At 44.7% G+C, this 14,439-nt stretch carries 12 protein-coding genes; 2 read left to right on the top strand and 10 right to left on the bottom strand.

Annotated features, from left to right (window positions below; translation table 11 throughout):
• Positions 1 to 4: 4 nt before the first annotated feature.
• The gene (locus DESDI_RS00210) at positions 5 to 1,774 is read right to left on the bottom strand and encodes a methyl-accepting chemotaxis protein (RefSeq protein ID WP_041219170.1); all 1,770 of its coding nucleotides are present in this window, start codon (positions 1,772 to 1,774) and stop codon (positions 5 to 7) included.
• Positions 1,775 to 2,370: 596 nt separating this feature from the next.
• Here DESDI_RS00210 and DESDI_RS00205 point away from each other — a divergent pair.
• Entirely contained in the window at positions 2,371 to 3,921 is a 1,551-nt protein-coding gene (locus DESDI_RS00205; protein ID WP_015260623.1) for a methylenetetrahydrofolate reductase C-terminal domain-containing protein, read from the top strand.
• 92 nt (positions 3,922 to 4,013) lie between these two features.
• On the opposite strand, the gene rsmA is transcribed toward DESDI_RS00205, so the two are convergent.
• From rsmA to metG, 8 genes are all read right to left on the bottom strand, one after another.
• Positions 4,014 to 4,856, bottom strand: coding sequence for a 16S rRNA (adenine(1518)-N(6)/adenine(1519)-N(6))-dimethyltransferase RsmA (rsmA, locus tag DESDI_RS00200; protein ID WP_015260622.1), 843 nt, complete (start codon positions 4,854 to 4,856; stop codon positions 4,014 to 4,016).
• Complete coding sequence (rnmV, locus tag DESDI_RS00195) at positions 4,840 to 5,436, bottom strand: ribonuclease M5 (RefSeq protein ID WP_015260621.1); 597 nt, start codon at positions 5,434 to 5,436, stop codon at positions 4,840 to 4,842. Before rnmV ends, rsmA begins: the two co-directional genes overlap by 17 nt.
• 157 nt (positions 5,437 to 5,593) lie before the next feature.
• Positions 5,594 to 6,748, bottom strand: a complete 1,155-nt coding sequence (locus DESDI_RS00190) for a glycosyl hydrolase family 18 protein (RefSeq protein WP_015260620.1) — start codon at positions 6,746 to 6,748, stop codon at positions 5,594 to 5,596.
• Positions 6,749 to 7,049: 301 nt separating this feature from the next.
• A complete protein-coding gene (locus DESDI_RS00185; protein ID WP_015260619.1) occupies positions 7,050 to 7,766 on the bottom strand; it encodes an N-acetylmuramoyl-L-alanine amidase family protein in 717 nt (238 codons plus the stop codon).
• 219 nt (positions 7,767 to 7,985) lie between these two features.
• Positions 7,986 to 9,155: a 3D domain-containing protein gene (locus tag DESDI_RS00180; protein ID WP_015260618.1), complete on the bottom strand. Its 1,170-nt coding sequence runs from the start codon at positions 9,153 to 9,155 to the stop codon at positions 7,986 to 7,988.
• A gap of 102 nt (positions 9,156 to 9,257) precedes the next feature.
• Positions 9,258 to 10,091: a G5 and 3D domain-containing protein gene (locus DESDI_RS00175; RefSeq protein ID WP_015260617.1), complete on the bottom strand. Its 834-nt coding sequence runs from the start codon at positions 10,089 to 10,091 to the stop codon at positions 9,258 to 9,260.
• A gap of 112 nt (positions 10,092 to 10,203) precedes the next feature.
• Positions 10,204 to 10,965: a TatD family hydrolase gene (locus tag DESDI_RS00170; protein ID WP_015260616.1), complete on the bottom strand. Its 762-nt coding sequence runs from the start codon at positions 10,963 to 10,965 to the stop codon at positions 10,204 to 10,206.
• A complete protein-coding gene (gene metG / locus DESDI_RS00165) occupies positions 10,962 to 12,941 on the bottom strand; it encodes a methionine--tRNA ligase (RefSeq protein WP_015260615.1) in 1,980 nt (659 codons plus the stop codon). Before metG ends, DESDI_RS00170 begins: the two co-directional genes overlap by 4 nt.
• Before the next feature lie 203 nt (positions 12,942 to 13,144).
• On the opposite strand from metG, the gene DESDI_RS00160 reads away from it, so the two are divergent.
• A complete protein-coding gene (locus DESDI_RS00160; RefSeq protein ID WP_015260614.1) occupies positions 13,145 to 13,411 on the top strand; it encodes an AbrB/MazE/SpoVT family DNA-binding domain-containing protein in 267 nt (88 codons plus the stop codon).
• 166 nt (positions 13,412 to 13,577) lie between these two features.
• Here the strand turns inward: DESDI_RS00160 and rsmI are convergent, their stop codons facing one another.
• Positions 13,578 to 14,423: a 16S rRNA (cytidine(1402)-2'-O)-methyltransferase gene (rsmI, locus tag DESDI_RS00155; RefSeq protein ID WP_015260613.1), complete on the bottom strand. Its 846-nt coding sequence runs from the start codon at positions 14,421 to 14,423 to the stop codon at positions 13,578 to 13,580.
• Between the last annotated feature and the right edge of the window lie 16 nt (positions 14,424 to 14,439).

The raw sequence follows: 14,439 nt of genomic DNA, 5'->3' as shown, positions 1-14,439 counted from the left end.
ACTTTTATAGCTTGAATTTCCTTAGGGCTTGTTCCATTTCCTCAGACATTCTGGCTAGAACTTGGCTGGAAGAAGCGATTTCCTCTACCGATGCGGATTGTTCTTCCGTAGAGGCAGAAACATTTTGAGTTTGTTCTGCAATCGACTTGCTGATTTGGTCTACTTCACGGACGGAGGAAACAATCTGCTCGCTACCTTGTGAAATATGTGCAATCTCCTGAGACATTCCTCTAACCTTCTCAGTGACTTCTTGAATAAGCTGGGCAATTTCTTCAAAGGCACTCCCCGCCTGTGTTACCACCTTAGCCCCTGTCTCTACCTCTTGGGTTCCATACTTCATTGCTTCTACAGCTTTATCAGTATCGCTTTGAATTCCCCCAATCAAATCAGCGATTTGTTTGGCAGCTGTTTGGGATTGCTCAGCTAACTTACGAACCTCCTCAGCTACCACAGAAAATCCTCGTCCCTGTTCGCCGGCTCTCGCGGCTTCGATAGCTGCATTGAGGGATAAAAGATTCGTTTGATCGGCAATCGCGGCAATGGTCTCCACAATCTGACCAATTTCTTGAGAACGGACTCCGAGCTGTTCCACTAGAGAAGCACTATTGTTAACCGCTTTTTGGATATGATCCATCTGATCGATGGTCGTATGAATTGATTCTTGGCCTTTTTTCGCTGCTTGGGCTGTGCCCTCAGCGGAACGAACAACATATTCAGTATTGGTCAAAACTTGATCCATTCCTGCTGCCATTTCTTCCACGACTGCTGCCACTTGATTCACAGCATTCATCTGGTTTTCAGTACCCTGGGCAACCTCAGTAATTGCTGCGGCAACCTCGTTCGATGCTTGAGCAGATTGTTCGGCTCCTGCAGATAATTGTTGGGATGAAGAAGCCACGTGTTCTGCCGCCTGGGAAATCTGCTTTACTAAGTCCGTGAGATTCTCAGTCATTGAGTTGAAATCTTGAGCCAGCTGGCCTAATTCATCCTGAGAACCGACTGCAATCTTATCAATCTTTAGATTTCCTTGAGCAATCTCTTTGGCCCCAAGAGCGACCCGTTGAATTTGCTTCGCAATCTTTTGACTCATCCAAAACGCAAAAACAACGACAATCAAAAGGCCAATAATCATGACCACTCCTGTTTTCGTTATATCCTTTGTCAATTGCTCTTGATATACTAGCTCTCTTTCAGTAACTTTTATATTAATATCATCCACCCAATTACCTGTACCCACAACCCAACCATAGGGTTTAAATACCAGGGTATAGCCTCTTTTGGGAGTAGGCTCGGTTTCATTAGGTTTGGCAAATTCATAATCAGAATAGCCTCCGCCCTCTAGAATTCCGTTTTTAATGAAACCATCTTTTACATAAGCAAACCCATTAGGATCTTTTGCCTCAATCCGGCTTTTACCTTCTGTATCCCTACCTAGAAGAACCACGTTAACGCCCTCTGTGGTATCAATCCAGAAGTAATTTTCTCCTTCAAAGCGTAGCTCCCTTACTAGGTCAGCGGCCTTAGCCTTGGCTTCTTCCTCGGTGAGCAGAAATGCTTGTTGTTCCTTATATACCTTATCGATTAGGCTTATGGCAATCTCGACATCCGTTTTAATTCCTCGGTCATACTCCGCAAATAGGGTATCTCGATAGGCCTGCAGATTCTTTTCGGAGTTTGTCATTTGGCTGTATATATTGTAGCCACCTATGACCACGGCCATCAACACCGTTGCCATGAGAAATGCGATGATTAAACGTGTTCTGATACTTTTCACTCTTCTTACCTCTTTCTTAGTTTCGTCTCTAAGGATGGTATCCACCCCTCTTGGCACTCCATTCCTCACTCTGATCTAAAAAACTAATAGTATAGAGGATAACCCACTTTGATTATAGGGTGTCTAATGGCCAGACCATTAGACACGACTATCTCCTTTGTCTATTTGCAATACAAGACTCGCTATTTATCCCTAAGATATTACAAATATTACTATTAGATTCTTCAATTCTAAATATATTAACACTTTATTATCTTAAATGTCTATAGCCCTAAAGTCCTATGGTATTATTAAAATGTGGTTGATGGGCGATTGCCTACTTGATTCTGATTGAAAAGATAATGTAAGTAGTGTAATATTTTGGATAGAGATTTAAATCTGGATGCTTGCATCTCTACTAGATTAATTCTTTGTGATAATTTTATTTTGTACTCTGAAATTTGGCCGATAATTTTTTAATTGAAAGAATAGTCCAAATTGTTATACAATTAGGATGGCCTATTTTTATCGCTCGTTTATTCTGCTCGGAAGGAGGAGTAAAAGTTAGTTTTCTATGGTTATGGTGGAAAAGTAGATAGAGAAGGGATAGGGATAGTATGGATAACCGTTTTAAGCAATCTTTATTGGACCCTAATACTCTCTCCATTACATGGGAATTGGTTCCGGGGAGAGGAGCACGGGAAAAGGCTCAAGAAAATGCTTTGCTCGCGGCTGAGCAGGCAGCCCAGGGTGGTAAGGTGCACGCCCTAACCATTACGGACAATCCTGGGGGAAACCCCGCCATTCTCGCTGATTATCTAGGACAAGAGATTCTCAAGCTGGGAATTGAACCTCTGGTACACTTTACCTGCAAGGATAAGAACCGTAATCAGATGGAAAGTCAACTCTATGCACTTGATCGAGCTGGGGTCCGCAATCTTCTTGTGATGACTGGGGATTATACTGTCTCAGGCTTTCAAGGTCGTCCCAAGCCGGTCTTTGACCTTGATCCCACTCACACCCTAGAACTCATCACCCAGATGAATGAAGGTTTAGGCGTTCCGGGACCTAAAGGGATGTCTTATCACCAACCTAGTGATTTCTTTTCCGGTGCTGCTGTTTCTCCCTTTAAAGCAACCGAGGCAGAGCTCATGGTCCAATATTATAAATTGAAAAAGAAAGTAGCTAGCGGGGCGCAATTCATCGTCACCCAGCTTGGCTATGACGTCCGTAAAATTCACGAAGTTTTGCAGTTTATGAAGCTTAATAATTTGAATGTTCCCTTGGTCGGTAACATCTATGTTCTTCCCTTCGGTGCAGCCAGAATCATGAACCAGAATCAGCTACCCGGCTGCGTGGTGACGGACAAACTCCTAGCTGAAATAGACAAGGAACGCGGTGCCGAGGATAAAGGCCTTAGCGCCCGCTTGCTAAGAGCTGCCAAGATGTACGCCCTCATGAAAGGTATGGGCTTTAGCGGGGTGCATATCGGTGGACATAATCTTAAATACGAGCAAGTGGAATATATCATTACTAAGGGTGAGGAACTTAGCAAGGAGTGGATGGCCCTCATTCCAGAGTTTGATTACCCCATGCCTAATGGTTTCTACTATTATGAAAAGGACCCCCAGACCGGTCTTAACACCTCTACCCCTGTCAATCGAAAGAGTTTACCTCTTGATGCCCCTGTTGGGGTAGCCTACAGCGGTATGCGTATGATGCACAGCATGCTCTTCACCCCCAATAAGAACCTCTTCCCTGTCATGCGGAAGATTTATAAAGGACGAAAAGACAATCGCAAGCATAGCCTTGAACATCTCGCCAAAGTTATCACTAATGACTGTAAAGACTGTGGTGACTGTGCCATGTTTGAATTAGCCTATCTTTGCCCCATGTCCCAATGTCCTAAAAACCAACGCAATGGTGCCTGTGGAGGTAGCTATCAAGGCTGGTGTGAAGTCTATCCCAACGAAAAGCAATGTGTTTATGTCAGGGCCTATGCCCGCTTAAAGAAATATGGTGAAGAAGGAGACCTAGATTCTCACCATATTCCTCCTGCTAATTGGGATCTCTACCAGACCTCCTCTTGGTCAAACTTCTTCTTAGGCAAAGACCATTCCGGAAAGATTCTGGGCATTCCCACTCCCGAAGAAGAAGCACAGAAATAATTAGAATAAGAGAAAAAGCGCCTGCGTTGCACTTCACTTCATTGCTTACGTAGGCGCTTTTATATTATTGAACTAACCCTTATATCTTAAACTTAGGTATGACCTGATTTATTTAAAACGGCTTCCGTCACCGCCTGAAATTCCTCAATGCTCAGGGTCTCCGCTCTCCGTTGCTGATCGATGCCAGCCTCAGCTAGAATCTCAATCACCACTTTTTTATCCAAGCTAAGCCCGCCGGCTAAGGAATTTCCTAAGGTCTTGCGCCGCTGGCTAAAGGAGGCTTTAACCACTCGGAAGAAATCCTTTTCTGACACGTGTAAGCCCGGATAAGGACGAAGATTAAAACGAACTACTGCCGAAGTAACTTTCGGGGCCGGCCAAAATGCCTGGGGCGGAACCTCAAAAAGCTTCTCTCCTTGGGCAGAGATCTGCGCCGCCACGGAAAGGATTCCATAGTCCTTGCCCCCAGGCTTTGCGATCAAGCGATCAGCTACTTCCTTTTGTACCATAACCACCATACTCTGCAGAGAGTCTTTCTGCTCAAGAAAATGCATGAGAAGGGGACTCGTAATGTAATAGGGGAGGTTGCCGACGAGAACTCCTTTTTGATCACCCCAAATTGTCGTTAAATCCAGCTTTAGGGCATCCATATTCAAGATATCCACAGGTAAGCCTTGCAGCTCTCGCTGGAGAAGGGTCACTTTTTCCCGATCGAGCTCCACTGCCCATATCTTTTCAGCCTTCCTTGCCAAGACGCGGGTCAGTACACCTAACCCCGGTCCAATCTCTACGATCGGTTGCTCAGGATCCCCAACACTTACTGCGGCGATTTCCTCGATAATCCGATCGTCGATCAGAAAGTTTTGACCTAAGGATTTGCGGGCCTTCGCTCCGCTCTTCTGTAGACGCCGAGTATAATTAGCTGCGTTCTCCATGTCTTGCCTCCTTTACTGCCTTAGCAAACTCCTCACGGGTAATGCCAAAAAGATTTAACCGCCGCAGAAACTGCTTGCCATTAGCATCCCCTATCCCCAATAACTTGCCTACTGCCAAGCGTCGCTGATTGGAGTCCTTTGACCCAACCAGACCAGCCTCCCACAGATCATTCGCTTGAAAGGTGATCTGTGCCATTTGTATATCTTTCTGACCGCTCTTCTCCTGCCCAGACTCGGGGGAACCACTTCTGATCTTATTAAAAGCCTGACGGATATCCTCAGGCCGCGCATTTTCAACCCCGATATCATCATCATTTTTCGAGCGAGCATCTTTCTTAGCGAGATAGACATGCTTGGCACTCGGGACTCTCTGACTAATCCGTTCGCGGATTTGCTCCCCAACGGAATCAGGGTCTGTAAAGACGATAACTCCGCGCCGTTGCGCCGCCTCTGCAATAAAATGCAATTTTTCCTGGGTTAACCCATAACCATCTGTCCACAGGATATCCACAGCCCCTAAAGCCCTTCGCACAGCATGGGCATCATTTTTCCCTTCGACCACTATCAATTCCTCAATCATGATGAACGCAATCCCTCTCTAAGACTATAAATCAATTTTCCCGTATTATCCACAGCTTTTCTATATTACCCTATGTCAGGCGATTTCACAAATACTAATGTTTTTACAACAAAGATGGGGAACAGGCTTTAACTCCTGCTCCCCATCTGAATTTGCTTTACTTCTTATTTTTATTGGTGCCGTAGGTCTTAATTAGGCTATCCCAGATGGCGGGATCTTCCATGCCTAATCTCCAGATTGCTACGCCATGTAGCTTATGCTCTCTAGCATATTCCATCTTCGGTTGTAAGCTCTGTTTGTTCTCGAAATATACCTCATGACGTACACCATTAGCCGTGTAAGTATACCAAGGAACCTTATGCTCATCGTCATACCCTACCTGTACTCCATGTTTCTTTGCACGAGCCATGCTTTGTCCAAAGGATAAGTAATCAGGCATGGTCGGTTTGTTGGACCCCCAGTCGAAGGAGTAGACAGGAAGTCCTAAGACAATCTTCTCTCTAGGGATTTTCGTTACCGCATAGGAGATAACTTTATTTACCCAGGCATGAGAAGAAATCGGTCCATGACTTGTTCCCAGTCCATGCTCATCATAGGTCATCAAGACGATTTGGTCTGCGTTTTTACCGATTGATGCATAGTCATAAGCTCCAGACCATAGGTCGGATGGATAATCAATAAACTTAGCAGGAATGGAAACGTTGAGTACTTTGTCTTTTGCTTTTAAGACACCATGGAGCTCACCTAAAAAGGCTATGAAGTTTTTGCGGTCGGCTGGGGGGGTTTTTTCGATATCGATAGCCACACCATCCCATTTTTCATTCAGGGTCAGTTGAAGAATGTTGTTGACGAACTTGGAACGCGTCTGAGGATTGGCAAATACACTGTGAGCCAGATTAGCATCAAAAAGGCCACCGCGCATGTTATGGATTAAAGCATAAGCTTTTGCTCCATTTTTCTGAGCTGCTTCTTTGATACTTAAATCTTTCTTCCCCGTGGTCATAATCTTTCCGTTGGCATCAAAAGAATACCAAAAGAAGGAGACCTCATCAAGTAATTTGATGTTCTTCATCATAGCTTCTTTTGAACCGGGAATTTCACCTTCAGGATCCGTATAGAATCCCATGACAACGCGTTTTTCCTCCCCAAGAACATCCTTACGAGTCTCTGCCTCAGCTTTTGGTGGCTCACCACTTTCCGTAGCGATCTGATTAGGGGCTTGGGTGTTTTGCTGTTGGGCCGTATTACACCCCACTAAGCTAAGACTCATAACCAAAACAGCAATTAAATTTAAAGTCAGAAACCGCTTCATTCAGAAATCAACTCCTTCATCTTGATTCGGTCACCTGACTTTATTGTCCCCTCTTCAATTCTCCTTATGTATAAGGATGGCAAGAATGCGAATCCACTATTTTACATTAGCTTGACTTAAATCCCAAAAAAGCACAAAAAGTCTATCCTTTTTATACTATTACTTCTATCTAAACCATCAGTTCATCATATCAAGGCACTTAATTTTCATTTCTACCTCTATATTCTGCTATCCAATTGATATTATCCAGGAAAATTGGCATACATGAAAATTGATCTGACTCCTTTTTCACTTTTTCCACTTAAGGCAAGCCAAAATAATTAGCCACCCCTTTTGCAACGGCTTGTGCCAACTGATCCTGATACCAAGGTTGCTGTAGCTTAGCAAACTCTTTCGGATTACTGATATACCCTAATTCCACAATCACTGCCGGCATCGGAGAATTCTTAATTAGATAAAACTCTCCCGGTTTGGCAATGCGACGATTCATCCCCGGGACTTTAATAAGCTCTTGCTGAATGGTCTCGGCCAGCATTTTGCCCGGTTCGGATTGAAAATGATAAAAGGTCTCCGCGCCTGTATTTTTTCCCGAGGGCGTGGCATTCAAGTGTAAGCTGATCAACGCGTCCGCCTCCGCTTTAGTGGCAAGAGAAATACGATGATTAAGATCAGCTTGTTTTTTTGACTGTCTACCCCGTACCCCTTCAGGAACATAATCGATATCCTCTTCTCGAGTCAGGGTTATCTCGATTCCTGCAGGTCCAAGCAGTTCCTTAATCCGCTTAGCCATTTCTAGGTTAATTTCTTTTTCATAGACCCCTTGCTTGGTAATGGCACCCGGATCATAACCGCCGTGTCCGGCATCCAACACAACCTTATACTTTGTCTCCTGTGGACCAAGCACTGCCGCAGATCCCTGATGGAATACTGATATGACTAAGCCAAGCATAAGAGTAATCACGATAATTATCGCCATGCCCTGGGTTCGTTTGCCAGGAATCACTACGGGTTTACGCATTTTGCTCACCCCTCGATTCTTTCATTCGTCAGCAAAGCTCTTTGCATTCTCTATGTTTACTGCATTCTTTACCAAGATATGATGGAAGCAGTAAAAAAATGAGGCCCTCCATGATTTGGAGAACCTCATTTTCCTTTATTTCCATAGTCTTCTTGTCGATGTACCATGAAAGTAATGTAGGTCACTTTCATTTAAATCCATGGCTTACATAAAATAATCCTACTTTACATAAACCACAACGGAACGAACACCCCAAGTCCAGGCTGCCGCCTCCGTATTCATATATAAATCAACCCGGTTCCCTTTAATCGCACCACCGGTGTCCAGTGCAGTTGCCTCACCATATCCTTCAACATAAACTTCTGTGCCTAAAGGAATTACTCGCGGGTCAACAGCGATTACCCCATAGCGAACATTATGACCTGTGGCTGTTATGCCACCTCCAGAATAGGCGGTTGCTCTCATTAAATAAGCTCTTTTAAATTCAAAGGTTTGACCACCACGAGAAACTTTCGTCTGAGATCCACGGGAAACCACTTGAGTGACAGGAGCCCGTAAAACTTCCTGTCTCAATACTTGTCGCGAAACCTCTTTACCATCTTCGAGAGTGATCTTTACCACCTGCTCATGTTCACCGCTTGCCCCTCTTGTCACAATGCGGTCGGGCAATCCTACTGGAAAATCCGCCGTCTGAGCAACGGTCTGAAAGGGGACCTCGCTCTTAATCGTTTCCACTTTTTCCTCTACCCGAACCACTCGGATCTCATCCTCTGCCTCTAATACATGGTTCATGGGAAGGGATACCTTATCTTTTTCACCTAATACGATCTCAAGTTTTTCTAAGGCCTCTTCAACTGTACGAGGCGCCAAGTATGTATCAATTTCTTGAGCATCGACTTGGACTTTAATCGGTACTGCCCGACGAACTTCTAGTTTGGCATCGGCTACCATAATAGATTCACGATCGATATTAACCTCATCCGTTACTTTGAGATTCAACCCTAAACGATTCGACAAATCCTCTAATGATGCACCCACGGTGGGTGCCGTTGTTCTTACAGAATACAGCTGCCCGTCAACTGTTAGCTCGATTGGAATACTTCGCGTGATTTTAACCTCGAGTCCTTTGCTAACTAATGTATCGCGATTCGGTTCCACAATATCCTCTGGATAGATACCAAGCTTTGAACGCTCAAGAGCTTTACCAACTGACGAATGGAGGGTTGTGAGGCTTTGTTTTCCTCCATCGATTTCAACGGTAATCGTCTCGGCTTTCAATAAAAATACTGATGCTACGATGAAAGCTACAGTCAGTAATGTAACGGAGATTTGGGCTTTACGGGAGCTACGAACTAAGGAAAAGACCGAAGTTCGTGTCTTCTCTAACATCTCATCCCTCCAATATAACTCTGACCTACATTGGGATTTTAACCTAAACATCGCAACATGTCAATAAATTATGGATATATATTACATCATTTCTATTTCCTGTTATTTATTTGCCAGAATGTGGATGGTTACCGGTCTTCTCCCCCATTCGATACAGCGCTGAAAGCTGGGAAAAAAAACATCGATGATGTTGCCCTTAATAGCTCCTCCCGTGTCAGCTGCAATGGCGTACCCATATCCTTCCACATAGACTTCAGTCCCCAAGGCAATGATTCGTGGGTCCACCGCAATTAGACCCTCTCTGGGCCAAACTCCCGTTGCTGTCGGATTACCTGTATAGGTATAGGCGGTAGCCTCTACTTCAAAAGTATTTACAACATTAAACTGGCTTAAATCTACCGGAAGGGGTACAACCGGTTTTGTGTTTTGGATGACAACTCTCTTCTTCGGAGCATTAAGAGTAAACTGATGAATCATTTGTTCATCAGTCAGCTCACCTCCTACAGTTGTGGTGCGTATAACGTGGCGTTCAATGCCTACTTGACCTTCTTCACTTATCTGGGAGTTTCCCGGCAGAATTTTATCTGACTCAATATATTCTGTACCCATAGGAATCTCCACATCTTCAATCCGATAGGTCATAGCCACCTGCCCGTTAATACTAGGAAAGGCCGGCACAGCATTAGCACTATCGATGGTAGAGCTTTCAATCCCTGATATCCCTTCTTCAATCGGGATGGCTGGCCTCTGCGTGGTCAATGCTACATCCTCGAACTCTAATATCGGTAACCTCCACTCAATTTTCTCCGGAAAAGTATCAGGCGGCACAGCCATCAAAGTACTCCCGGCTAAAACCAAGGTTCCACCCATAGTCAAACTACGATTCTTTGCGGAACGCCAATAATCGGTATAGGTAGCTATAGGTAATGAATACATACTATTCCCCCCCGCTAAAAAGGTATGTTAGAGGCATAAAAAAAAGAACACCCAGTCCCACATTGCAGAACTGGAGTCCTTGTAGCTACCCTTTATTCATCGTTGCAAAGGCCTATAACCCAAACAACCTATTCCCATTTTCAAAGGCCAACTGAGCAACTTCGTCAATCTCCATGCCCCGTATCTCCCCCAACCGGGCAACCACTTCCCGAACCCGGGCAGGCTCGTTCCGCTTGCCTCGATAAGGCTCCGGAGTCAAGTAGGGCGAATCTGTCTCCACTAGGAAACGGTCGAGTGGGACTTGCTTGGCCACCTCTACCGTATTCCGATTATTCTTAAAGGTAAGGGGGCCGGCAAAGGAAAGATAAAATCCCAGCTTTAGGAGGATTTTAGCCATTTCCCAAGATCCCGAATAACAATGGAACACCCCTCCCTTTTTAGGGTTGTGGGCTTTCACGATGTTTAAGAGATCTTGATGGGCATCCCGATTATGAATAATGATGGGAAGCCCCGCTTGGTCAGCCAGTTCAATCTGGTGAATAAACACCTCTTGCTGAATCTTACGGGGGGATAAATCACGATAGTAATCCAGCCCGATCTCCCCCCAGGCAATCACCTTATCTTCTTGAGCCAATTGGCTGAGACGTTCCCAGGTAGCGTCAGTAGCCCCTTGGGCATCATGTGGATGAACTCCAATGGCCGCATATATGGATTCATGCTGGTGGGCAAGGCGTACTGACCGTTCGGAGGAGGGTAAATCGAAACCCACATTCGTAACTCGAGTGATTTGCGCTAGCCTCATATTTTCAAGAATCTGCTGGAAGTCTCCCTCAAAGCGAGGATCGTCCAAATGGGCATGCGTGTCCCAAATCATTTAACTCTCGCTCCCCCAGGAATATCTTTGTCCAAGGTTAGCACTTCCAAGATACCTTCATGGGAAGCCGCCAGAATCATCCCTTCAGACAGAATTCCCCTTAGTTTAGCTGGTTTTAGGTTGGCCACAATCACCACATGCTTACCTACTAGATCTTCCGGCGCATAATGTTGGGCAATTCCAGAGACGATGGTTCGAGGTTTTCCCGCTACTTCGATTTCAAGCTTTAAGAGCTTATCGGTTTTCTCAACTTTTTCAGCATGAAGAACTTTAGCCACACGAAAATCTAATTTCGCAAAGTCATCGATAGAGACTTCCTCTTTAATTGGCTCAAAATCTTCTTTCTCTGGTACAACTCCCTCGGATGGAACCATTTTAACAGACTCTTCAGCATTTTTATTTACATTCACTTCATTCACTGCTATTTTCTCCTCTTCAACTGTAAATTGTGACACATCAATTCTTGGGAATAAGGCTTCTCCTCTTGCCACCTGAATCCCTTCTCCTAAGGCATCCCAACACTGGGCCTCTTCCCAAAGGAGCAAATCCTCAGAGATTCCTAACTGCTGAAACATCTTTGGAGTCAGCTTGGGCATAAAGGGAGAACAGAGAATACCGAGGATGCGAATAGCCTCAGCGAAGGTATGGAGAACCGTATCTAAGCGAGCTTGTTGATCTTCCTGTTTTGCGAGGGTCCACGGTGCTGTTTCATCCACATATTTATTTAGGCGAGCGACTAGGCGCCAGAGGTTTTCTAAGGCACCCGCCGGATCATGAGCCTCTAATCGCTCCTCCAGCTTAACAATAACTTCTTGACTCAAGGCGACCAGTTCCTCTTCCAAGTTCGTTGAGGACCCGCCCTTAGGAATAACACCACCACGGTATTTCACGATCATCGCCAAACTTCGCGAAACAAAATTTCCTAAGTCATTGGCTAAATCACTATTTAACCGCTCTACTAAATTATCTTCTGAATACGCACCATCAGCTCCGGCCTGCATATCGCGCAGGAGAAAATAACGGATGGCATCTGACCCATAACGCCTAATTAGCTCGAAGGAGTCCTGAACATTACCCCGTGACTTGGAGATTTTACCCCCTTCTTTACTTAGATACCAGCCGTGACCATAGACAAGCTTGGGTAAAGGAATATCTAAAGCCATCAAAATAATTGGCCAAATCACCGCATGGAAACGGACGATATCCTTCCCCATTAAGTGCACTTCAGCAGGCCAATAGCGTTTATACAAATCCCCATCCGGATAATCCAAAGCGGAGATATAGTTAATGAGCGCATCTAACCAGACATAGACTACATGCTTCGGGTTAAAGGGAACTTGAATCCCCCATTGGAAGGTTGTACGGGATACACAAAGATCCTCTAAACCCCCTTCGATAAATTTAATCATCTCATTGCGGCGAGATGAAGGCTGAATGAAATCCGGGTTGTTCTTAATGTATTGCAAAAGGGCATCTTGATATTTAGAAAGCCTGAAGAAATAACTTTCTTCCTTGAGCAGCTCAACCTCACGCCCGCAATCGGGGTTAGGACATTTCCCATCAACCAGCTTGTTTTCTGTCCAGAAGGTCTCACAAGGAGTGCAGTACCAGCCTTCATACTCCGATTTATAGATATCCCCTTGCTCATAGAGCTTCGTAAAAATCTTCTGCACCACCCGATGGTGGCGTTCTTCCGTCGTCCGGATAAAGTCATCATAGGAAATATCCAACTCATCCCACAAGGCCTTAAACCGCTCCACAATTCCATCCACATAGACTCTCGGTTCTAAGCCCTTGCTTTCCGCTGACCGGACAATCTTCTGAGCGTTCTCATCGGTACCCGTTAGGAAATATACATCATCCCCTTTGAGGCGATGATAACGAGCAAAGGTATCGGCAGCTACAGTGGTATAGGCAGTCCCAATGTGGGGGCTGGCATTGGGGTAAAAAATCGGTGTCGTAATATAATATTTCAAGTTGGACCATCCTCTCTTCTAGACGTTTCCCCTATTTTATCACTTTTATATCATATAATAAAAAATCATTCTCTTTAGCATGATAATATTAGCTGAAAAAAATTCCATTTTACTTGAAAAAATCCGTTGACTTTAAATGGTATGATTGGTATCATAAGGTTGTTGCATTGTGTCGAAAGATGTAAGATCGAGGAGGACTTATGATGAAATCAACCGGAATTGTAAGAAAAGTAGACGAATTAGGTCGTGTTGTATTACCTATCGAACTGCGTAGAACCCTGGGAATCGACGAAAAAGACGCTCTAGAGATCTATGTTGATCAAGAGAAAATCATTCTCAAAAAATATGAGCCTGCATGTGTGTTTTGTAATAATGCTGCAGATATTCAAGTATTCCGTGGCAAAAATGTTTGTCGCGAATGCGCGGCCGCTATGGGCGAAGCCGCCTCTGGCCAATCTGAAGCTGTTTAATACAACACTGGCACTTAATTAGAAGCCATTCCCACCCAAAAAAGAATAATCTACATATAGAAGGCATCAAGCCTTCTATTTTTTTATACCTATCAGAAATCCATCAGTTGTATCGGTTGATAGTATAACGCAACTAGGGCACCTGCCAAGTTTGTCGTCCTTTTCTTTAGCTATTTTTATACTTAAGAACTGCCTGATAGATTTCGCGCTTGCTTACCCCATACTTTTGCGCAACCTCTTTCATCGCCTCATTGGGCTTCATTCCCTGCTCTTTAAGACCTTCCACTTCCTCACTCCATTCCTCTGCCCCACCGACCGGCAAAGTGGGAATATAGGGTGCGATCAATAAACAGATCTCTCCTCGAGGGCTGTTGGTTTGAAACTCCTCAATGAGCGCGCTTAAATTCCCCTTATGCACATTTTGATGGAGCTTGGTGATTTCTCTCACCACAGCAGCCTCCCGCTCACCAAAAACCATGAGGATATCCCCCAAGGTTGCTAACAAGCGATGTGGAGCTTCATAAAAAATCTGCGTGAAGGGCAGCTGCGCATAATTTTGCAATTCTTTCTTGCGAGCACTAGATTGAGAGGGCAAAAAACCATGGAATAAAAAATGGTCATTAGGCATACCTGAGAGTAACAGAGCAGTAAGCCCCGCATTGGCCCCCGGTAATACATCCAAGGAAAGTCCCCTTGCTAAACAAAGCTGAATGATCTCTTGACCCGGGTCCGATATCCCCGGCATTCCAGCATCAGAAATCAACGCAATAGTCGCTCCTTGCTCTAAGCGCTTGACCAGTTCTAAGGCCTTTCCTTTTTCATTATGTTCATGATAACTGGTCAGGGGGGTAGTGATGCCGTAATGATCCAATAATTTTCGAGAATGACGGGTATCCTCCGCTGCAATGAGGTCTACACTCTTCAGTACCTCTAAAGCTCTTAAGGTGATATCCCCCAAATTTCCAATGGGAGTTGCACAGATATAAAGGGTTCCCCCTTGAACCGTTGCCAAAAGAACCGCTCCAATC

Origin of the sequence: Desulfitobacterium dichloroeliminans LMG P-21439, assembly GCF_000243135.2 — a bacterium.
GTDB lineage: Bacteria > Bacillota > Desulfitobacteriia > Desulfitobacteriales > Desulfitobacteriaceae > Desulfitobacterium > Desulfitobacterium dichloroeliminans.
The sequence above is the reverse complement of the archived record's forward strand: the minus strand, read 5'-3'. Positions and strand labels throughout refer to the sequence as shown.

Coding starts and splice junctions, on each gene's coding strand:
- DESDI_RS00205 (WP_015260623.1), top strand. CDS start 2,371: ATGGATAACCGTTTTAAGCAATCTTTATTGGACCCTAATACTCTCTCC.
- rsmA (WP_015260622.1), bottom strand. CDS start 4,856: ATGGAGAACGCAGCTAATTATACTCGGCGTCTACAGAAGAGCGGAGCG.
- rnmV (WP_015260621.1), bottom strand. CDS start 5,436: ATGATTGAGGAATTGATAGTGGTCGAAGGGAAAAATGATGCCCATGCT.
- DESDI_RS00190 (WP_015260620.1), bottom strand. CDS start 6,748: ATGAAGCGGTTTCTGACTTTAAATTTAATTGCTGTTTTGGTTATGAGT.
- DESDI_RS00185 (WP_015260619.1), bottom strand. CDS start 7,766: ATGCGTAAACCCGTAGTGATTCCTGGCAAACGAACCCAGGGCATGGCG.
- DESDI_RS00180 (WP_015260618.1), bottom strand. CDS start 9,155: ATGTTAGAGAAGACACGAACTTCGGTCTTTTCCTTAGTTCGTAGCTCC.
- DESDI_RS00175 (WP_015260617.1), bottom strand. CDS start 10,091: ATGTATTCATTACCTATAGCTACCTATACCGATTATTGGCGTTCCGCA.
- DESDI_RS00170 (WP_015260616.1), bottom strand. CDS start 10,965: ATGATTTGGGACACGCATGCCCATTTGGACGATCCTCGCTTTGAGGGA.
- DESDI_RS00160 (WP_015260614.1), top strand. CDS start 13,145: ATGAAATCAACCGGAATTGTAAGAAAAGTAGACGAATTAGGTCGTGTT.